Consider the following 19,344-nt stretch of genomic DNA (forward strand, 5'->3'; position numbering starts at 1 on the left):
CGCAACCCTGGAACGTCCCGCATGGACTCTCACGCCCCGGATCGCGGCGCGCTGGTGCCGCCGGCCTATCACGCAACGGTGGTCGACTACCTGCGTCGCCATGAGCCCGAGGTCTGGCGCTGGGCCGGCGCCCGTGCAACCGGCGCCGATCACCGCGAGGCACTGCGCTCGATGCTGCTGCGCGACACCTACCGCATCGAGGCGGACGCGCACGCCGACGTGCACGCGGCGCTGGCCGAGGCGATGGCGCGGCTCGGCATCGACGCGCCCGCCACGCTCTACCAGTCCCCGGGCCTGGACATGAACGCCTCGCTGGTCTACGTGCCCGCGGAGGTCCACATCGTCCTGCAGGGGCCGCTGCTGGAACGGCTGTCGCCGCCGGAGCTGCTGGCGGTGTTCGGCCATGAACTGGCCCACTACCTGCTGTGGTCGCGAGACGACGGCCAGTTCCTGGTGGCCGACCGCATCCTGAACGATGCGCTGGCCGCGCCCGGCGCCAGCGCCAGCCATCGCGAGACCTGGCGCCGATACGCGCTGCACACCGAGCTGTTCGCCGACCGCGGCGGCGCCGTGGCCGCCCGTGCGGTGGCGCCGGCCGTATCGACGCTGGTCAAGGTGCAGACCGGCATAGGCAGCGTGGACGCGGCCGCCTACCTGCGCCAGGCGGCCGAGATCGAAGCCCACGAAGCGGGCGCGAGCGCCGCCCACAGCCATCCCGAGACCTTTATCCGGGCGCGCGCGCTGGCGCTGTGGTGGGAGGGCGCGGCCGGTCTCGATCCGTGGATCGAAACCCGCCTGCACGGCCCGCTGGCGCTGGAGAAGCTGGACCTGCCGGGACAGATCCGGCTGCAGGCGCTGACGCGCGGCTTCCTCGCCCACTTCCTCGCCGGCACGCCGCTGGCGAGCGAGGCAGTGCTCGCGCAGGTGCGCATGATGTTCCCCGACTGGCGCGACGACGAACCGGCGATCGGCCCCGAGGGGTTGGGGCCGGACGTGGCCGACGACAGCGTGCGCGGCTACCTCAACGCGCTGATGATGGATCTGGCGCTCGCCGACCCCGACCAGCAGGACGCGGCGCTGCTGCGCGCCGGCCAGGTGGCGCAGGCGCTCGGCAGCCTGGAAGCGCTGCAAGGCAACCTGCGCCGCAACGCCGGCTTCGGCAAGCGCGAGCTGGACCGCTACCAGCGCCAACTCCACCGCGAACTGGCCAGGGAGGGCCGGGCATGACTGACAGCACGACCCACGGCACCAACACCATTCCGGATATGGCCGGCAGCAGCGAGCCGCGCACGCTGCGCGCCCTGGTCGACGCGCAGGCTGGCGCGGCGTTGCCCACCGACGACGTCCTGGTGCTGGTGCTGCCCCTGTTCGCGCAGGTTGCCGCGCTGCACGCGCAGGGCAGGGTGGCCGCGCTCGATCCCGACAGCATCCTGGTGGACGAGGAAGGCGCGCTGCGCCTGCGCCGGCCCGATGGTGAGGCACCGGTCATGGACATCGGCGCCGTGCATCGCGTGCAGCCGCATCCGGCCTCGGGCCTGAACATCGTCGGCGCGCTGCAGCTCGGCCACGCCGACGACGGGCAGCGCGACCAGACCGACCTGGTGCTGCAGCTTGACGCTACGGCGCCGGTCGAACGTCCGGTCTATCTACGCGGCCCGGCCAGCTGGGAACGCCTGCTTGGCCACCATGACGAGATCGGCGACGTCTTCCTGCTCGGCATGGTGCTCGCCAGCCTGGCCTGCGGCCTGGACTTCGCCGACGAGGACGACCTGCGCAGTTTCGTGGCGCATCGCCGCAACCTGTTCCTGCTGCACGAGCGCTTGCATCCGATCGTCGCCGCGGTGATCGTCGAGATGACCGAGATCAACCGCCACGACCGCGCCACCGATGTCGCCGCGCTGGCGACCCGGCTGCGCACGTGGCGCGAGCAGCCGCTGGGACTGGACGTCGAACGCGCGCTGGCCGGCACGAACGGTGCCACGCCGCGCCGCGCCGCCGTGCTCACGCACCTGCGCGACCGCCTGTTCGATCTGTCGCGGCGCAATCGCCTGCTGCACTTCCGTCCGACCGCGGCCACCGTCAACGTGACCGTGGCCAGCGTGCCGCTGATGCTGCAGATCGAAAGCGTGCGGCCCGAGCATATCTGCACCTGGGGCGGACCGTTCGCCGCCGACCTGGTAGCGGGCAAGCCGGTGTCGCTGCAGCGCTGGCTGCGCTTCGACGACCAGCCATACCTGCCGGCGTCGCTGGACCGCCTGATTGCCGAGACCCGCCGCGACCGCGCCGAGTACGGCTTCAGCAACCTGCGCCTGGTGGTGGCGTTCCTGCGCTGGCACAACCTGAAGGAGGCGCCGGACGAGCGCATCGTGACGCCGCTGCTGTGGCTGCCGGTGGAGCTGGTCAAACGCAAGGGCGTGCGCGACCAGTACGTGATCCAGTGCGCGGGCGGCGAGGCCGAGTTCAACCCGGTGCTGCGCCACTACCTGAGCCAGCTGTACGACATCCGGCTGGATGAGACGGTGGATCTCGGTAAGACCTCGCTCGAGGAGATCCATGCCGGCATCCTTGCGCAGATTCGCCGCTCGGAGCCCTCGGTGGAGCTGCGCCTGGTCGACAAGGCCGCGGTGCGGCTTGTGCGGCAGAAGGCGCTGCAGCGGATGCAGCAGTTCCAGCGCCGCAAGCCGGGCCCCGCCGCCGCGCGCACCGGTGGCTGGCTGCCGCCGTACAGCTATGCGCAGGACGACTACCGGCCGCTGGGACGCGCTCTGTTCGAGCATTGGGTGCGGCCGAGTGAGCTGCCACAGCGCTTCGAGGCGGGCGCCACACCGGGAGCCGGTCCGCGCCAGCCGCACATGAGCGGCCCCGCCGCCGCTGAAAGCGACGAGCGCCAGGGCTACGTGCTCGAGGAGTCCGAAGGCCACCGTTATGCCTGGGACCTGGACCTGACGCAGGTGACGCTCGCCAACTTCAACTACCGCAAGATGTCACTGGTGCGCGACTACACGCAGTTGCTGGACGAGCCCGGCGCCAATCCGGCGTTCGACCGCGTGTTCTCGATCGATCCGCGCGACGTGGAGACGCAAGCGCCCGCGCCGCTCGCACCGGCCGAGCAGTGGAACGTGGTGGCGGCCGATGCGACGCAGAACGCCGCGGTCGGCCTCGCGCGCAGCCAGCGCAGCTTCATCATCCAGGGCCCGCCGGGAACGGGCAAGTCGCAGACCATCACCAACCTGATCGCCGACTACGCCGGACGCGGCAAGCGCGTGCTGTTCGTCTGCGAGAAGCGCGCCGCGCTCGACGTGGTGTTCCACCGGCTCAAGCAAAGCGGACTGGATTCGCTGTGCTGCCTGATCCACGACTCGCAGACCGACAAGAAGGCATTCATTGCCGACCTGCGTGCCTGCTACGAGCAGTGGATCGCGCAGCCGCACGATGGCGACACGCTGGCGGCCCGCCGCACGCAGGTCGCCGAGGCGCTGGACGCATTCCAGCAGCGCATCGACGCATTCGAGTCGGCGATGGCCAGCGCGCCCGAGGCACTCGGCGACAGCGTGCGTGCGCTGCTGCGCCGCGTGGCCGCGTTGCCCGCTGTGCCCGAGGCGGGGCCTGCGCTGCGCGAACGCCTGCCGGCGCTGGCCGCCTGGGACCGCCAGCGCGATCTCGCGCACCGCGTGCACCGCGCGATGCGCGAGCGCTTCGGTGTCGACAGCCTGGCCGCGCATCCGTTCGCGCGCCTGTCGCCGCAACTGCTGGCCGACGAGCGCGCCTATGGCCGCGCCGAGCAGCTGTGCCATGACGCCGAGGCGCTGTTCGATGCGCTCGACCCGCTGCTCGACAGTACCGCCAGCCTGACCGGCCAGGACACCGCGCTGGAACAGGCACGCGCAATTGCCGCCGACAGCCAGTGGCTGCTCGACACGGGCCTGGCCGCGCATCTGGACCTGCTCGATCCGGCTTCGCCGGCGCAAGGCGCGCTGCGCGAGATCCGGGCGGACCTGGAGCGGCGCGCGCAGGCACTCGCCGACGCGCAAGCCGCAACGTCGAACTGGCAGGACAAGCTGAGCCCCGGCGATACCGAATCGGCGCTGGCGCTCGCGCGGCGGCTGGAGCCGTCGTTCGCGCGCTGGCTGCAGCCCGCATGGTGGCGGCTGCGCGGCGAACTGAAGCGCCGCTATGACTTCGGCAAGCACGCCGTCCATCCGGGCTACGGCAAGGTGCTGGAAGCGCTGGCCGCCGAGCATGCCGCGAGCGCCGCGCTGGCCGCGGCCGATGCCGACAGCCGCCGGCGCTACGGCGTCAGCGAGATGCAGGCCTTCCTGCGCGCGCTCGGCGAACTCGAGCAGCGCCTGCAGTCAGGCGCAGGCCCGCGCGAACTGGTCGCGCACCTGCGCCAGGCCGTCGACCCGGTCGCAGCGGCGCGCGCCGAGGCCGGTGCGCGCGAGGCGCTGGAGAAGCTCGCGCAGCGCGTGCGCGACGGGCTGGTGCTGGCCGACGACGCGCGCCTCGGCGACATCGCCGAACTGCTGCGCGACCTGCGCGAGGCGCTCGACGACCTGCCCGACCTGTTGCCGCTCTTGCGCGCGGTGCATGCGGGCGACCCCGCCTGCGCCGCCACGCTGCAGTGGCTCGATCACGCACCGGTGCAGCTCGAGGCGCTGGTCGCCGACGAGGCACTGCGCCGTCTCGCGCGCGAGAACCCGGTGCTGGCGCGCTTTGGCGGCGCGGCGCTGGCGCAGGCTGCGCGCGCCGTGGCGCAGAGTCAGCGCGAGCTGCTCGCGCTGAACGCCCAGGTGGTGCGCGCCACGCGCCACAAGCAGTTCGCCGAGCATGTGCGCGTGTCCTCGCTGTCGGCCACGATGCTGGACGCCGACGGCAAGGCGTTCAAGAAACGATACGCCACGGGTCGCCGCGAACTGGAGCACGAGTTCGGCAAGAGCATGCGCCACCGCTCCATCCGCGATCTCTCCGACGACGAGACCGGCATCGTCATCAACGACCTGAAGCCGATCTGGCTGATGAGCCCGCTGTCGGTGTCCGATACACTGCCGTTGTCGCCGGACCTGTTCGACGTGGTGATCTTCGACGAGGCCAGCCAGATTCCGACCGAGGAGGCGGTGCCCGCGCTGAGCCGCGCAAGCCAGGTGGTGGTGGTCGGCGACGAGATGCAGCTGCCGCCGACGAGCTTCTTCACGGCCGGCGGCGCCGAGGGCGACGACGAGATCGTCGTGGAAGAGGAGGGCGAACGCATCGCCATCAACCTCGATTCGGACAGCCTGCTGAACCAGGCCGCGCGCAACCTGCCTGCCACGCTGCTGGCGTGGCACTACCGCAGCCGTCACGAATCGCTGATCAGCTTTTCCAACGCGGCGTTCTACGACGGGCGCCTCGTCACCATCCCCGACCGTTTGCTGGAGCAGGCCGAGGACGAGGCGCCTGCGCTGCGCTCGGACCAGGAGGATGCCGGCATCGCGGGCGCCGACGCGCTGCTGGCGCGGCCGGTCAGCTTCCACCGGCTGGCCGACGGCGTCTACGCCGACCGCCGCAATGCGCCCGAGGCGGGCTACATCGCCCGGACCGTGCGCGAGCTGTTGCGCCGCGAGACCGGGCTGAGCCTGGGCATCGTGGCGTTTTCCGAGGCGCAGCAGGGCGCCATCGAGTCCGCGCTCGAGGCGCTGGCAGCCGAGGACGCGGACTTCGCGATGCGCCTCGAGCGCGAGTACGTGCGCGAGGATGACGACCAGTTCAACGGACTGTTCGTCAAGAACCTGGAGAACGTGCAAGGCGACGAGCGCGACGTGATCATCCTGAGCATCTGCTACGCGCCTGGGCCGGACGGCAAGATGCTGATGAACTTCGGCCCGATCAACCAGCGCGGCGGCGAGAAGCGCCTGAACGTGATCTTCAGCCGCGCGCGCCATCGGATGGCGGTGGTGTCGACGATCCAGGCCGAGGCCATCACCAACGTGCACAACGATGGCGCTGCCGCGCTGCGTGCGTTCCTGCAGTTCGCGCAGGCCAGCGCGCGCGGACAGTTCGAACGCGCCCAGTCGGTGCTCGGCGCGCTGAACCCCGGCGCGCGCGACGCCTTTACGCGCGAGCCCACGCCAGACAGCGTCCGCGACGCACTGGCCGAGGCGCTGCGTGCGCGCGGCCACCAGGTGCACGCCAACGTCGGCCGCTCGCAATTCCGCTGCGACCTGGCCATCGCCGCTGCGTCGGGACAAGGCTACGCGCTGGCGATCCTGCTCGATGCGCCGTCGGAGGCGGTAACGGACACCGCCGAGCGCTATGTGTTCCGCCCCGGCATCCTGCGCAGCTTCGGCTGGCGCGTGCTGGACATCCCCGGCAAGGACTGGCTCGACGATTGGGACGCGGTGCTGGCCCGCATCGAGGCCATGCTGGCCGATGGCGAGGATCGCGCGCTGGACGTGGAGGTCGAGATCCCGGTGCCGTTGGCGAAGCCGGCCGCGGTGCAGGATGCGGCGTCAACGGGCGAGGCCCGGACGGACGCGGCGATGGCATCGGCTGCGCAAGCGGAACTGGTGCGGACGCTTCGCTTCGAGCAGGGCACTTCGCGCAAGTTCTGGCGCGCCAGCGTACGCGGGGCGGAGCTCTCCGTCACCTATGGCCGCATCGGCAGCACAGGGCAGACCAGCGTGAAGACGTTCGACAGCGCCGAGCGGGCACGGCGCGAGGCGGACAAGCTGGTGGCGGAGAAGCTGCGCAAGGGCTACATGGAGGCGTAGCGCCTGGACAGGGCACAGGAGGCGGCACTACTAGCCGCCTTCGTCCCTGGGCCAGAAGGTAATGAGGATATTGGAGGGCGCAACGCCGTTCTCGTCGCGCGGCAGCGGGTCGGAGCGCTGCACCGCGCGCAGCACGGCGTTGTCCCAGGCCGCATTGCCGCTTGACTTGGCGAGCCGCGTCGACAGCACCGAGCCATCCGGCGCCATGCCCACGGCCACCACCGCCGCCGGGTTGCCGCTGACGTCTTCATTGAAGATGATGTTCGGCTTGACCCGCTGCCGGACCCGCTCGGCATAACCGGACGAAGGCTTGGTGCCGGAGCCGGAGCCGACCCGTGTTCCCGAATTGCCCGCCTGCGACCGCAAGCGCGCCAGTTCGCCCTGGCGCTGGGCATTGTCGGCCTGGCGCTGCGCTTCCGTCGCCTTGCGTTGCGCCTCCTTGCGGGCCGCTTCGGCACGGGCCTGGTTCTCGCGCTGCCGTGCTTGTGCCTGGTCGCGCGCGGCTTGCTCGGCCTTGCGCTGCTTTTCCTGCAGCGAGATGTCGGCGTCTTCCTCTTCGACCGGCTTCGGGCTTGGCACCGGCGTGATTGCAGGCGCTGGCGTTGCGGCTTCCGGGATCGCCTCCCACAGTTCGGCCGCGACACCTTCAGGCGCCGCGCTGCGCCAGCGCACGCCGTAGTAGAGCAGGGCACCCAGCAGCAGGTGCATGAACAAGGCCAGCAGGAAGCACCTCAGGGTGCCCCGTTCAGGCACTGGCTGATAGGGATAGGCGACGGCCTGCATGGATCGCGCGCCTTGCCGCTGCTCGTTTTGCGCTTGCTCTCCTATGTACCGCCAGTGCCGCCGGCGGACGCATCCACGTGCCGCTCCAGTTTCAGGTACGAGTCAGCCGCGACCAGGCCGAACACGATGTGGGCAATGGCGGTCACCCAGCCTCGCGCTTCGGCAAACCATGGGAAGACGGCAGTCATGCCGTGAAAATTGACCAGGTACAGGACCAGGCCGAACAGCGCTCCCACCACCGAGGCCATGCCGACGCTCGAATCGAAACGGAACGGCGCCATGATCGCTGCCAGGATCACCGCGAACACGACAGAGAGCACGAAGTGGACCACCACGGCCGCTACCAGCACGCTCATCTGGAAGGTGGCGGCTTGCGCCAGCACATCAGGGCCCAGCATGATGGCCGCGATCATGGTCAGCGGCTTCCACACGCCGGCCCCCATCAGCATGGCCGCCAGCAAGTCGAGCACCAGGAATACCACCCCGGCGACGAGGCCCGCCAGCGCCGCCGCACGCCAGTCCGGCCACCGGTGCGCGTAGCGATGCGATTGCATATGAAGTTCCATGACATCCTCCTTTGATGCGGCAGAAACCAGAGCCGCTTTCCAAGGCGCAACTTCATTCTATGGGGTGCAACCGCATCAACCAAGCGCAGTCAACGCTGCAAAGCATCGAGCTGGCGTGGCAGGGCGCCAGTGTCTCGTCAAAGGCTCATGGCAGGACACTAGCCCATCGTAAAGATCTCCAGAAAGTGCTTGCTCGGATCCTCGAAGTAGATCCGGCGGCCGCCATCGTCGGTGTTGACCTCGCCCGGGCGGCGGCGGTACGGGTCCGCCCAGTAGGTCAGGTTGCGCGCGCGGACGCGGGCAAAGCCCTGATCGAATTCGGCGTCGCTGACCAGGAAGGCATAGTGCTGCAGAGCAACATCGCCCTCCGCGTCCATGAAGTCCAGGGTCACGTCATTGTCCAGCCGTACGCCGAGAAACGGCCCGAACGGCTCGGCCGGGGGACGTCCGAGGATCTCGCAGAGGAAGTCGGCGGAGACCTTCTTGTCGTGAGAAAAGACGATGGTGTGGTTGAGCTGGATGGCCATGCCGCAATCTCCGGGAAGGATATGTGCAAGGAACGGCGAGCAAGCCGGCCGGGGACGGCCAGCCGGCCGTCACGCAGAAGCTGGCGTGCGCCACGCTTGCAGCGTAGCCAGCGCGGGCAATGACGGCAACCTTGCCTTGCAGGCCAGGCTTGGCTGGCGCTTCCCTTCAGCCGTGGCGTTAGCGCCTGAAAGTCCGGCCGGGTCAGATGCATCCTGCATGGCTTCACTTCCCACCCATCCGCCCCGTAGCCACCATTCGGCCATCACCAAACGCGATGGCACGCTCGCCATTTATTGCTTTACGACACCCTTCACCTCTTTCATCCTCATCGAATCACGGCTTGCTGCTTATGCTTCACAAGTGGTGGCATGCCGCTTCAAAGGAGACATGAATTGAAAGGTATCAAAGGGAAGGCATTGCGTCTTCTCCGTACTGGAGGCTGGGTTCCCGCGCTACTGATAAGCGGCTCAGGCTGGGCGACTGGGTATCCGGTGAAGCCGGTGACACTGATCGTTCCACAAGCGCCTGGTGGTGCCAACGATGCCGTGGCGAGAATCGTGGCGCAAAGACTCGGTGCGGTGCTGGGCCAGCCAATTGTCGTCGACAACCGGCCCGGCGCCGGTGGGAATATCGGCATCCAGGTCGCTGCGAAGGCACCGCGCGACGGCTACACGCTACTGCTGACAGTCGGCAGTTCGTTCACCATCAACCCGTCGCTATACCGGAAGATTCCGTTTGATCCGCTCAAGGACTTCGAGCCGATTACGCTGGTGGCGACGGCGCCGTACCTGCTGGTCACGAACCCGGCAATCCAGGCCAGGTCTGTTCAGGATCTGATTGGCCTGGCCAGGTCGAAACCAGGAAAACTGGACTATGCCTCCGCGGGCAATGGCACGCTGAATCATCTGCTCGGGGAAATGCTGAAGGCAAAGGCTGGCATCGATATTACTCACGTTCCGTACAAGAGCGCGGCTGCAGCGGCTACTGACGTGGTTGCCGGCCAGGTTCCCATAACGTTCGGCAGCTTGCCGGGTGTGATGCCGTTCGTGAAAGCAGGGCAACTCCGCGTACTTGGCGTGGCCACAGAGAAGCGGTCAAGACTGATTCCCGAGGTGCCAGCGATAGGGGAGGCCATTCCCGGGTACAGCGCGGTCTCCTGGTATGGGTTGCTTGCGCCAGCCGGTACGCCAAAGGAAATTCTTGCCCAGCTTCATGCGGAGGCCACCAAAGTCCTGAATAGCAAGGACGTGCAGGACAAGCTGGCCGCGCAAGGGGCCGAGGCCGCGTCCAATACGCCAGAGCAGTTCCGCGCTCTGATCAAGGACGATCTGGTGAAATGGGCGAAGGTCGTCAAGGACTCGGGAGCACAGGTCGATTGAGTGACGGGGGGCGAGACAGCCGGCGTGTCCATCGGGCCGGACGGCATGTCGGCCCGCCTTGCTATCCCTGCAGCCGTTTGCTGCGACATTCATTCTGGAGCCGGGCCTGCTTTACCTCCGTGGTCGTCTCCGTTTGCGCCCGTTGATCGGGCGCTTTTTTCCGCCACAGATTGGCGCTATGCAATGCCGGTGTTCCAATGGCGAAACCCTTCAGCGGCTGCCCTATTCAATTTCCACCACATCGACAACCTGGTGCTGATTTTTGTAGCGAACTTCCTGGCGCATGACGAATCGCCGGGCGGGACAATACCAGTCAGTCATGTCGAGCACCGTTGGCTCCAGTTCGATATCGGTATCGACCAGCCGAAAGCGGCCAGGATCCACGAACTTGGTATATCGGATCGGCCAGCAGAGCAGTGTGCCGGTGGCAAGCTTCAGGCGCTGCAGCGGACCCACCGTCCGCTCAGACAAGGTCAGGCGAACATTGGAACCAACGAAATCAGAGACAGTGGTGCCGGTGCGGCGATCCACAATACGAAAGTCGTAGCGGGACGCGAACGTTTCCGCGGGGAGTACCTGGCCCTCTGTCAGCGCCGGCGGATACAGCAGCAGTCCGTTCGAGTTGGTACTCATTTCCCCGACCAGTTCGGTGTACTGGCCGTGGGCCTGAACGCGTGCATTCAGACTGCGCACGACAGGCTGTCCCGAGCGTTCGTCGATCACGAGCCGGTGACGCTGCACGGTCTCGACGGGCGGCCCCATCAAGCGCCGGAGGGCGGACTTGGAATAGATGTCCAGATCGAACGAACAAAGGTCGCGCTCGAGGTCGTTGACGTTGCGGAAGAAGGCAATGGTTGTCATCGGCGTCAATCCGTCCGCTTCGAAGCGGATCTGTCCGCCGTCATGGACATAGGGCGCATCGCATATCTGTCCGGCGTGCACGCGGTGCGACGCGGTCCCGAGCAGACCGCCTGCGGCGAGCCAGGCCGCGGCAAGCGAACGCCAGACTGGGACCGCTCGTATCTTCATCACGGTTCGTTTCAGCATTCGAGTGGGAGTTCAAGTGTGTAGGCGCGGTGGAGTCATTCCGCGCCGGCAAGGCTCTATCATGCTGGATAATGAGCAAAGCCGTATCCTTCATCTTCATGAAAAGAGGTGTGACAAATGATCCAGATCCTGGGAATTTCCGGCAGCCTGCGGGCACAGTCGTACAACACCGCACTGCTGCGGGCGGCGCAGGCTGAGGCGGGCACGCAGGTCCGGCTTGATATCGCCACCCTCCATGGCATTCCGCTTTACGATGCGGATCTGGAGGCGCGTGAGGGCTTGCCCGCCGCCGTGGTGGCATTGCGCGACCAGGTCATGGCGAGCGATGGCCTGATACTGGCCACGCCTGAATACAACAATGGCATCCCCGGCGTCTTCAAGAACGCTATCGACTGGCTCTCGCGGCCGGCCGGGGATATTCCCGTGGTCTTCGGCAATCGCCCGGTTGCGGTCCTCGGTGCCTCGGCCGGGGGCTTCGGCACGGTGCTGGCACAGAACGACTGGCTGCCGGTGCTCAAGACGCTGGGCACGCGGCACTATACCGGCAACCGGCTGCTGGTTGCGCGCGCCGGCCAGGTATTCGACGCGCAGGGCGAACTCACCGATGCCGGCATGCGTGCGCGGCTCAGGGAGTTCGTTGCCGGCTTCGCCGCGTTCGTGGAGGGCCCGCGCGCGGGCTGAGCACAATCGGGCCGGCGCATCCTTGCCGCGCGCCATGATTCGCGCTTCGCGCGCGGCCCCAAACTCAAAGTGGCGCCAGCACCCGCAGGACGATCTTGCTCCCTTCCGGGCGATTTCTTGCACCCCATTCCTTGTATGCGTTCAGCAAGACCTGCCAGCCATCCCCTTGCACCAGCAGTCCGGGCCCCGCGCCGAAGACGCGCTCGCGCGAATTTGCCTGACGGATGCCGTCGATGCGGTCCTCGCCGAGCTGCGTCAGCATGTAGCTCGCCACACCTACCCGCAACTGCTTGGTGATCGCATAGGAAGCGGAGAGGTTCAGCGACAACGCGTCGCCTGGCTGGACCGAGCCGGCGTTCAGTGAGGCCGGCGGCTGCGTGTTCTTGCCGCTCCACTGGTAGTTGAGCCTGCCGCTCACCTCCAGCTTGCCGGTCGGCATGAGGGTGAAGGCATAGTGGGGCGTCACCGTCCAGACGTTGCTGCCAGCATTGGCGAGGCGGTTGTGGTCATACTGCCCGGTCGGGGCCGAAAAGAGCAGATCGATGCGCTGGAAGAACGGCATGCCGAACAGCGCCTGGCCGGACCACTGGACAATGAACGGGCTGAACTGGATATCGCCGGCAGCGAAGTTGTGATCGCCTGTACCGGGGGCCGGGCGGATATTTGCGTACACCAACGGCAGCAGCACCTCGGCGCCGACGTTGCCGCCGAGCAGCGTGACATCGGGCGATATATAGGCGATATGCGGCACGATGGCTGCTGTCTCGATGCGTGGATTGCCGGGGACGGCATTGCCGGCGTCGTCGCGGATGCGCGTGGCACGGTAGTAGCTGGTGGCCAGCTCGAACAGGAAGCCCGGTCCGGCGACGCCATCCAGGAAACTGGTATTGCCGAGGTTCATCGGCGGGAGCCCGACCACGTCCGCATGCGCGACGGATACCATCAGTGCGCTGCAGGCCGCGGCCAGGGTGGGTAATGCAGATTTCATGGGGTGAGCTTGGTCGGGTCCCGCTGCGCAGCGGCTTCGGAACACGGCGGTGGGACCGTCGCGAACGGTCAACGCAAGGGCAGTACGAGGTTTCCGGGCCCCGCCGCCATCAGGATGACAAAGCCCCCGATGATGCTGATGTGCTCGAGAAATCCCGTGAACAGCAGCGTGCGCTGTGCGCCTTTCTGGTTCCAGAAGTCATAGAAGACCACTGCAGTCGCCAGCGTGAAGGCCGCCAGCAGGAGGGCGGCAATCCCGGTCTGGTAGCCGGCCACGATGGCCAGGCCACATGTCAGCTGCACGAGGATGGTCAGCGACAGCACCAGGCGCGGGAACGGCAAGTTGCGCGAGCGCACTTCGTCCAGGCCGTGGCTGAAGAAGATCAGCTTGTTTGCGCCGCTCAGCACGAACATGAAGGCAATGAACAAGCGGCCCGAAAGGAGATAGTAGTCGGCCATGCCGGCTCCCGTCTGAACGGTGTTGGGTGAGAAGGAAGAGGGATGGCGCCCCGCGCAGCGCGAGGCGCATGATGGAACGGGCCGGCATGCCGGCCCGCCTGCACGTCAGGTGCGATCGTAGGAGAACTGGATGCCCGCGGTGCCGCCGGTCTGGATAAAGAGATCCATGAACGCCGGGACGGTCTCGCTGCGCGACCAGTCGCGCTGCAGTTCGCAGAACAGCTGCGGCACGCTGATCATCTTGCCGCCGGCCTGTTCGATGCGGCGCAGCGCAGCCTCGTGCGCGGCCACGGAAGTGCCGCCCACTGCATCGGCCACGACATAGACTTCATAGCCTTCCTTGAGCGCGTCCAGCGCCGGGAAGGTAAGGCAGGCTTCCGTCCACAGCGCGGTCATGATCAGCTTCTTGCGGCCTGTTGCCTTCACTGCCTCGCGGAACTCGACGTCTTCCCAGGAGTTGATGGTGGTGCGGTCGTAGGTGGGGAAATCGCCCAGCACCTTCTGCAACTGCGGGATCGGCGGCTTGTTCAGGCCGGTCTTCACATTGACGGTGGAGTGCACGATCGGCAGCTTGTACGCCACGGCGGCACGCGAGGCGCCAACGATGTTATTGACCAGCAGCTGTCGATCCATCGAGGCGATCGAGTTCACCTGGACCGGTTGGTAATCGATGATCACGAAGGCAGCGTTCTGCGGAGTCAGCAGGTGGTCTTTTGCGGGATCGCGAATGGGTTCGCTGGCCATGGTTATCTCCAGATCAAAGGGATGGGATTTCTGCTACTCGGCGCTTCAGGGCAGGCGTTGCATGTACCGTGCGCGACGTGTGCCCCGCTCTTCGGCAACGGGCGCTGACATCGCGGACCCTGCAAGGGGGATATGCCTGCAAGTGCGCTGCAATCGATCGTCGCGTGGAGCCCTTGCAGCATAAGTCATGCATCGGAACAAGCGTGATAGCCGTATGCCAAACATGCTGTTCTCGTTGGCAGAACAATGCATAGGACATCCCGATTCTGCTTGCCCGCACTCCGGCATTTGACTAGGCTGTGCTGACACGACATGCGCGGATGGACACGAACGATGAGCGATTTCTATGTGTTGGTGGTCCTGTATGCCAAGCCGGGGCGCGCGACAGAACTGCGGGAAAAGCTACGCGCCGTGGTGGAGCCTTCCCGCCGCGATGCAGGCAACCTGCGCTATGAGATGTTCGAGCATCAGGATGATCCGCGCCGGTTCATCTTTGTCGAGCATTGGGAGAGCCCTGCCGCGCAGGAGGCGCACCATACGCAGACCGACCACATCCGCCGCTTCCAGGAGGAGGGCAGCGATGCGGTGGAAAGCATGGAGCTGTTCTACCGGATGAAGCTTGTGGCGTGAATGGCGACAGCCGGAAGCTGCGCTATTTCTGCTCCGGCAGGATGGTGATGGTGCACGTGGTGCCCATGGCCAGCAGCAGGCCGTCGGGCAGCGCGTCCAGCCGGATGCGCACGGGAATGCGTTGCGCCAGCCGAATCCAGGTGAAGACCGGGTTCACGTCCGCCAGCAGGTTGGCGCTGGTCGGATTGTCGCGATCGGCGATGCCGCGCGCGATGCTTTCCACGCGTCCTCGCAGTGGCTTGCCGCCCGAAAGTAGCCTGACCTCCGCCCTGGCGCCGACGTGCACGTTTGGCAGCTTGGTTTCCTCGAAGTATCCGTAAATCCAATAGGAGTGCTTGTCGATCATTGCCATGCGCGCGGCGCCTGCACTCACGAAGTCGCCGGCGTGCAGGTTGAGGTTGGTGACGTAGCCGTCCACCGGCGCGCGCACTTCGCTGCGGCTCAGGTTCAGCCGCGCCGTGTCCAGCGCGGCCAGGCTGGCTTCGTAGTTGGCCCTCGCCTGCTTCTCCTGCGCGCCGATGTCTTCGCGGCTTTCGACCGAGACCACGGTGCTGTCCAGGCCCTTGCGCCGCGACGCCTGCTGGTGGCGCAAGTCCAGCTCGGCCTTGCGCGCGCGCGCCTGCGCCTCGGCCTGTGCCACCGCCTGCCGGAATCGCTCCGGGTCGATCGTGAACAGCAACTCGCCCTTGCGGACTTCCTGGTTGTCCCGCACCAGCATTCGGGACACCGGACCGGAGACATCGGCGGCGATGTTGATCACGTCCGCCCGCACGCGGCCGTCCCGGGTCCAGGGTGAATACATGTAGTGCTGCCAGAGGCTGTAGCCCAGCGCGATCGCGGCAGTGAGCAGCAGGCCCGTGGCCAGCACACGCGTCACGGCAGGTCCGTTCAGTTTCATGTTTCAGGTCCGTTTTTCTTGCGCGGCACTCAGCGCCACAGCGCCAGCCCGATGCCACTGAAGATCGATATGAACAGCGACACCCGGAACAGCGGCGGATGCCACACCCGCCGGTAGACGCCCAGGCGCACAAGCAGGCGGTCCACCAGCAGGTACAGCAGCAGGCAGCCGACAAATATCGGCAGCAGCGACGGCATCAGGATGGAAGCCAGTGCGATCTCACGTGGCATGGTGGGCGTCTGCGTGCATCATGTCGGCTCGCTGGCGACCGCGGCAGCGTCGAAGCCGCCGCCCAGCGCCTGCATCAGGCTCGCCCATGCGTCCAGGCGGGCCGCGCGCACCAGCGCCAGGCCCTGTTCCTGGCGCCGCAACTCGGTCTCGGCGGCGAGGACGTTGAGGTAGTCGGTAAAGCCGCTGCGGTAGCCGCGCTCGGCCAGTGCATAGGTTTGCCGGGCCGCGCGCAGCGCCTGTTCGATGCCAGCCTGCTGGCGTGTCAGCGATTGCAGCGAGATTACCGCGTCGGCCACGCCCCGGAAGGCTGCCAGCACGGCCTTGTTGTAGCTCTCGACTGCGATGTCGTAACTGCGCGTGGCCACACCGTGGTTGCCCTGCCTGCGGCCGCCGTCGAAGATTGGCAGCGAGATTGCCGCGCCCACGTTGTGCCCGATCGCATCGCGGTCGACAAAGGTGAAGAAGTTGCCGAAGGCTGCCGATGCCAGGCCAATGCTCGCCACCAGGTTGATATTCGGGTAGAAATCCGCCCTGGTGACCTTGATGCCCTGCGCGGCTGACTCGACGCGCCAGCGTTGCGCCACCACGTCCGGGCGGTGCCCGACCAGTTCCGCCGGCAGCGACGCAGGCACCGCGATCGGCGCCGCCAGGACCAGGGCGGGGCGCGCCAGCTTGTCGCCCGCGCCGGGGCCGTCGCCACTGAGCACCGCGAGCTGGTTCTTCACCAGCGCGATGGCGCGGTCTGCCTGCTGTACCTGCGCCTGCAGTGCCGGGATCGGTGTGCCCGCCTCGCTCAACTCCAGTTCACTGGCCAGGCCGCGGCTGTTGCGCTTGCGAATGATCTCGTGGATGCGGGTCTGGCGCGCAAGGTTGGCCTGGCTGACGTCGCGCAGCGCGTACTGCAGTGCCAGGTCGATATAGGCGCGCACTACGGTTGTCTCCAGGCTCAGCTGCGCCATGCGCGCATCGGCCGCCGCTGCTTGCACGTTGTCCAACGCGCCTTGCAGGGCTGCGCGGTTGCGTCCCCAAAGGTCCAGGTCGTAGGAGAGATCGGCGGCGAGATGGTTGTTCCAGGTGGTATGCCCGCCGATGGGCTGTGGCGAAGACAGCCGCGGAAAGCGCGTACGACCGAAGGCACCTCCCGCAAGCACGTTGGGCTCGATGGCAGCGCCGGCGATCCTTGCCTGCGCCAACGCCAGTTCGCTGCGCGCCTGCGCGATGCGCATGTCGGGCGAGCCGGCGACCGCGTGCGCCACCAGAGCATCCAGGTTTGGGTCGCCGAGTTGCGACCACCATGCCCGCTGGGGCCAGCCGGCATCTTGCTGCGTGGCGCGCAGCGCAGCGCCGGGGTCGACCGCGGCAGCGTCCAGCGGCGTGGCCGCGGGTTCGATTCCGCCGGTGTTGGCACAGGCTGCAAGCATGGCGATGCAGGCGCCGGCGAGCGCGAGCATCCGTAGTGCCGCCTTTGCCGGCGTTGCCTCAGCGCGCATCTGGTCCCTGGGCAACGCCGACCAGCGGCAAGGCATCGTCAAGCAGCGACAGTCGCATCGCATGCAGGGTGGCGCGCGCCTCGCCGGCAGCCGGCGACGCGTTGCGGCCGGTCCACGCGATGGTTTGCTCCAGGACCAGGACGGCCGCCCCGAAAGTGGCCGGCAACGGTGCGCGGAACAGCGCGGAAAGGGCCGCCAGCAGGTCCGCCTGGCGGCGCTCCCAGGTCACGGGCAGCACGCCGCGGGCCGTGATCTCGCGCAGGGCGATCGTGCCCAACCCGATCTCGAGCGCGGCAAAGGCCCAGCCCAGCAACTCGGCCTGGCCGGCTCGCCCGGCTGGCGGGCGCGAGCCGGCAAACTGGATGAAGTCGCGGATATGGGTTTCGAAGTGAAGGCGCAGTCCTGCGAGCGGGGAGCGGCAGATGTCGGCCGCGACCAGCTGGCGCAGCTGCTTCAGGTACTGCTCGGCCAGCCAGTGGCCGCCCTGCGGCACGATGGTGGCGAACGCCAGCGAGGCGATGGCGATACCCATCAGTGTGGCGATGCCTGCGTCGAGGTAGCCGGCCGGGTTGAAAACCATCGGATTGCCGAGGTTGCCGAGAAAGCAGAAATAGATGCCGAAGCCCAGTCCGATCGCCGCAGTCGGCGGGAAGGTCCCGACGTAGCTGCCGATCGCAATGAACGGCGCCAGCGCCACGGCCAGCAGCAGGAAGCCGTCGAGATGCGGCAGCAGGAAAAAATTGAAAAAGAGGCCCGCCACCCACGCCAGGGCGCACCCGATCAGCATCTGGCGGGCAATGGCGATGGGCTGGGGCATGATCGAGTACAGCGAGATGGCGATGGTTGCCGCGATCACGCCGGAGTTACCGCCGGCCCACCCCGAGACGATCCACAGCCACGCGCTGACCAGTACCGCCACCGTGGCGCGCATGCCCGAGGCGAGGGCGAAGGCCCGGTTGGCCGGGTTGGCACGCCCGCGCGGCCGCTCGCGTGGCGCCGGCGACGCAGCGATGCCAGGGGCCCGCAGCGCCAGGAAATTGTCGGTATATGACAGCAAGTCGGACACGGCTTCGCGCAGCGCCGTGGCGCCGGCGGCAAAGCGGTCGGCTGCCAGCAGCGGCGCATCGGCCAGGGTTGCCCTTGCCGCAGCGATGTAAGCGGGCAGTGCCGCATCGAGGCTGAGAAGGCCCCGGTGCAGTGTGGCGATTTCCTCCAGTTCCAGTCGCGTACGCCCCGCTGTGGCGGGCAGCACCGCGGCAAGGCGCCCGAACAGGGCGTCCAGTGCATCGCCCGCACGGTGGTCGGCAGCCTTGGCCAGGCGGGCCCTGAGCTGGTGGATGGTATGGAAGCGTGCCAGTGCCTCGAGGAAATCGTGGTTCAGGCGCAGCATCAGCGCGTTGTTCGCGCGCATTTCCGGATCCTCGAACACCGCTGCGCTGCGCAGGCTTTCCAGCTGTGCGCGCTCGCCGGCCAGGCGCAGGTGCAGCGTGCCAAGTCGCGCGGTGGTCTCACTGCCCTGCAGCGCGCTGCGGATGAAGCCGGCGAAGGTGGCGATATGCTGTTGCCCGGCGGCCAGCAGCATCGATGCCACGCGCTGCGGAAACAGCAGGCCGCTCACCATGCCGGCGCAGGCAATGCCGACCGAGACCTCGCTCATGCTGATCACGACGTTGTCGAAGATGGCGTAAGGGTTGGAGATCGACGGCACTGCGGCAATGCAGGTGGCATAGCCCGACAGCACGAACCCGTACGACTGGTAGTTGCGGAAATATGCCGCGCCGCCCACGCACAGGCCGATCCACACGGCCAGGGCCAGCAGGAACAGCATGCGCTCCTGCGGGAACGCAAAGAACAACAGCAGCGCGGCCACGCTGCCTACCATCATGCCGACGGCGCGGTAGAAGCCCCTCGCCAGCACCATGCCGCTGTGCTGGTGCATCATCAGGATGACCACCGACACCATTGCCGTGCGCGGCGAGGCCAGTTCCAGCCGCATCGACAGCCACGTTGCCATCAGCACGGCAATGACGGTCTTTGTCGCATGGAGCAGGCGGCCGCGGTCGGCTTGCCACCAGGCCCGGGCCGTGCCGGCCAGCCCTGCGCTGGCATAGGCTGCGGCGCTCACGCGTGCAAGCGCGGGGCGCGCCAGGGGGCGGTGCGCAACAGGTGCGCGGT

At 67.4% G+C, this 19,344-nt stretch carries 17 protein-coding genes; 6 read left to right on the forward strand and 11 right to left on the reverse strand.

The genetic code is table 11. The features are described from left to right. The first annotated feature begins 21 nt into the window (after positions 1–21). Both AC3WVS_RS05330 and AC3WVS_RS05335 read left to right on the forward strand, forming a co-directional pair. Complete coding sequence (locus AC3WVS_RS05330) at positions 22–1,227, forward strand: M48 family metalloprotease (RefSeq protein ID WP_492317698.1); 1,206 nt, start codon at positions 22–24, stop codon at positions 1,225–1,227. Next, positions 1,224–6,746, forward strand: coding sequence for an AAA domain-containing protein (locus AC3WVS_RS05335; protein ID WP_492317699.1), 5,523 nt, complete (start codon positions 1,224–1,226; stop codon positions 6,744–6,746). The genes AC3WVS_RS05330 and AC3WVS_RS05335 overlap by 4 nt, the downstream gene beginning before the upstream one ends. A gap of 30 nt (positions 6,747–6,776) precedes the next feature. On the opposite strand, the gene tolA is transcribed toward AC3WVS_RS05335, so the two are convergent. From tolA to AC3WVS_RS05350, 3 genes are all read right to left on the reverse strand, one after another. Further along, complete coding sequence (gene tolA, locus AC3WVS_RS05340; RefSeq protein WP_492317700.1) at positions 6,777–7,529, reverse strand: cell envelope integrity protein TolA; 753 nt, start codon at positions 7,527–7,529, stop codon at positions 6,777–6,779. 41 nt (positions 7,530–7,570) lie between these two features. Next, positions 7,571–8,095 carry a hypothetical protein gene (locus AC3WVS_RS05345; protein ID WP_492317701.1) on the reverse strand — a complete coding sequence of 175 codons (525 nt, stop codon included), beginning with the start codon at positions 8,093–8,095 and terminating at the stop codon, positions 7,571–7,573. A gap of 158 nt (positions 8,096–8,253) precedes the next feature. Then, entirely contained in the window at positions 8,254–8,622 is a 369-nt protein-coding gene (locus AC3WVS_RS05350; RefSeq protein WP_492317702.1) for a VOC family protein, read from the reverse strand. Positions 8,623–8,839: 217 nt separating this feature from the next. On the opposite strand from AC3WVS_RS05350, the gene AC3WVS_RS05355 reads away from it, so the two are divergent. Both AC3WVS_RS05355 and AC3WVS_RS05360 read left to right on the forward strand, forming a co-directional pair. Then, on the forward strand, positions 8,840–9,019 hold the full coding sequence (locus tag AC3WVS_RS05355; protein ID WP_492317703.1) for a hypothetical protein: 180 nt from the start codon (positions 8,840–8,842) through the stop codon (positions 9,017–9,019). Further along, positions 9,016–10,002, forward strand: coding sequence for a tripartite tricarboxylate transporter substrate binding protein (locus AC3WVS_RS05360; protein WP_492317704.1), 987 nt, complete (start codon positions 9,016–9,018; stop codon positions 10,000–10,002). Before AC3WVS_RS05355 ends, AC3WVS_RS05360 begins: the two co-directional genes overlap by 4 nt. A gap of 222 nt (positions 10,003–10,224) precedes the next feature. Here AC3WVS_RS05360 and AC3WVS_RS05365 read toward each other — a convergent pair whose 3' ends face one another. Continuing rightward, positions 10,225–11,049 carry a hypothetical protein gene (locus tag AC3WVS_RS05365; RefSeq protein ID WP_492317705.1) on the reverse strand — a complete coding sequence of 275 codons (825 nt, stop codon included), beginning with the start codon at positions 11,047–11,049 and terminating at the stop codon, positions 10,225–10,227. Positions 11,050–11,166: 117 nt separating this feature from the next. Here AC3WVS_RS05365 and AC3WVS_RS05370 point away from each other — a divergent pair, with 117 nt between their 5' ends. Further along, positions 11,167–11,730: an NADPH-dependent FMN reductase gene (locus AC3WVS_RS05370; protein WP_492317706.1), complete on the forward strand. Its 564-nt coding sequence runs from the start codon at positions 11,167–11,169 to the stop codon at positions 11,728–11,730. 64 nt (positions 11,731–11,794) lie between these two features. On the opposite strand, the gene AC3WVS_RS05375 is transcribed toward AC3WVS_RS05370, so the two are convergent. The 3 genes from AC3WVS_RS05375 to AC3WVS_RS05385 all read right to left on the reverse strand — a co-directional run bounded on the left by AC3WVS_RS05375 (position 11,795) and on the right by AC3WVS_RS05385 (position 13,920). Then, on the reverse strand, positions 11,795–12,631 hold the full coding sequence (locus AC3WVS_RS05375; RefSeq protein ID WP_492317707.1) for a SphA family protein: 837 nt from the start codon (positions 12,629–12,631) through the stop codon (positions 11,795–11,797). A 155-nt stretch (positions 12,632–12,786) separates the two neighbouring features. After that, positions 12,787–13,176, reverse strand: a complete 390-nt coding sequence (locus AC3WVS_RS05380) for a DoxX family protein (protein ID WP_492317708.1) — start codon at positions 13,174–13,176, stop codon at positions 12,787–12,789. A 105-nt stretch (positions 13,177–13,281) separates the two neighbouring features. Continuing rightward, positions 13,282–13,920 carry a hydrolase gene (locus AC3WVS_RS05385; RefSeq protein WP_035827404.1) on the reverse strand — a complete coding sequence of 213 codons (639 nt, stop codon included), beginning with the start codon at positions 13,918–13,920 and terminating at the stop codon, positions 13,282–13,284. 333 nt (positions 13,921–14,253) lie between these two features. Here AC3WVS_RS05385 and AC3WVS_RS05390 point away from each other — a divergent pair, with 333 nt between their 5' ends. Then, complete coding sequence (locus AC3WVS_RS05390) at positions 14,254–14,550, forward strand: putative quinol monooxygenase (protein WP_492317709.1); 297 nt, start codon at positions 14,254–14,256, stop codon at positions 14,548–14,550. A 22-nt stretch (positions 14,551–14,572) separates the two neighbouring features. Here the strand turns inward: AC3WVS_RS05390 and AC3WVS_RS05395 are convergent, their stop codons facing one another. The 4 genes from AC3WVS_RS05395 to AC3WVS_RS05410 are packed head-to-tail and all read right to left on the reverse strand — an operon-like array spanning position 14,573 to position 19,294. Beyond that, entirely contained in the window at positions 14,573–15,448 is an 876-nt protein-coding gene (locus AC3WVS_RS05395) for an efflux RND transporter periplasmic adaptor subunit (protein ID WP_492317710.1), read from the reverse strand. Between the two features lie 29 nt (positions 15,449–15,477). Further along, positions 15,478–15,678, reverse strand: a complete 201-nt coding sequence (locus AC3WVS_RS05400) for a DUF1656 domain-containing protein (RefSeq protein ID WP_492317711.1) — start codon at positions 15,676–15,678, stop codon at positions 15,478–15,480. A gap of 18 nt (positions 15,679–15,696) precedes the next feature. Next, positions 15,697–17,169 carry an efflux transporter outer membrane subunit gene (locus AC3WVS_RS05405; RefSeq protein WP_492317712.1) on the reverse strand — a complete coding sequence of 491 codons (1,473 nt, stop codon included), beginning with the start codon at positions 17,167–17,169 and terminating at the stop codon, positions 15,697–15,699. Continuing rightward, the gene (locus tag AC3WVS_RS05410; RefSeq protein ID WP_492317713.1) at positions 17,159–19,294 is read right to left on the reverse strand and encodes an FUSC family protein; all 2,136 of its coding nucleotides are present in this window, start codon (positions 19,292–19,294) and stop codon (positions 17,159–17,161) included. The genes AC3WVS_RS05405 and AC3WVS_RS05410 overlap by 11 nt, the downstream gene beginning before the upstream one ends. Positions 19,295–19,344 lie beyond the last annotated feature (50 nt).

The sequence above is a fragment of the Cupriavidus sp. CPT47-8839-RL05A genome (genome assembly GCF_058792255.1).

Coding starts and splice junctions, on each gene's coding strand:
- AC3WVS_RS05330 (WP_492317698.1), top strand. CDS start 22: ATGGACTCTCACGCCCCGGATCGCGGCGCGCTGGTGCCGCCGGCCTAT.
- AC3WVS_RS05335 (WP_492317699.1), top strand. CDS start 1,224: ATGACTGACAGCACGACCCACGGCACCAACACCATTCCGGATATGGCC.
- tolA (WP_492317700.1), bottom strand. CDS start 7,529: ATGCAGGCCGTCGCCTATCCCTATCAGCCAGTGCCTGAACGGGGCACC.
- AC3WVS_RS05345 (WP_492317701.1), bottom strand. CDS start 8,095: ATGGAACTTCATATGCAATCGCATCGCTACGCGCACCGGTGGCCGGAC.
- AC3WVS_RS05350 (WP_492317702.1), bottom strand. CDS start 8,622: ATGGCCATCCAGCTCAACCACACCATCGTCTTTTCTCACGACAAGAAG.
- AC3WVS_RS05355 (WP_492317703.1), top strand. CDS start 8,840: ATGGCTTCACTTCCCACCCATCCGCCCCGTAGCCACCATTCGGCCATC.
- AC3WVS_RS05365 (WP_492317705.1), bottom strand. CDS start 11,049: ATGCTGAAACGAACCGTGATGAAGATACGAGCGGTCCCAGTCTGGCGT.
- AC3WVS_RS05370 (WP_492317706.1), top strand. CDS start 11,167: ATGATCCAGATCCTGGGAATTTCCGGCAGCCTGCGGGCACAGTCGTAC.
- AC3WVS_RS05375 (WP_492317707.1), bottom strand. CDS start 12,631: ATGAACCTCGGCAATACCAGTTTCCTGGATGGCGTCGCCGGACCGGGC.
- AC3WVS_RS05380 (WP_492317708.1), bottom strand. CDS start 13,176: ATGGCCGACTACTATCTCCTTTCGGGCCGCTTGTTCATTGCCTTCATG.
- AC3WVS_RS05385 (WP_035827404.1), bottom strand. CDS start 13,920: ATGGCCAGCGAACCCATTCGCGATCCCGCAAAAGACCACCTGCTGACT.
- AC3WVS_RS05390 (WP_492317709.1), top strand. CDS start 14,254: ATGAGCGATTTCTATGTGTTGGTGGTCCTGTATGCCAAGCCGGGGCGC.
- AC3WVS_RS05395 (WP_492317710.1), bottom strand. CDS start 15,448: ATGAAACTGAACGGACCTGCCGTGACGCGTGTGCTGGCCACGGGCCTG.
- AC3WVS_RS05400 (WP_492317711.1), bottom strand. CDS start 15,678: ATGCCACGTGAGATCGCACTGGCTTCCATCCTGATGCCGTCGCTGCTG.
- AC3WVS_RS05405 (WP_492317712.1), bottom strand. CDS start 17,169: ATGCGCGCTGAGGCAACGCCGGCAAAGGCGGCACTACGGATGCTCGCG.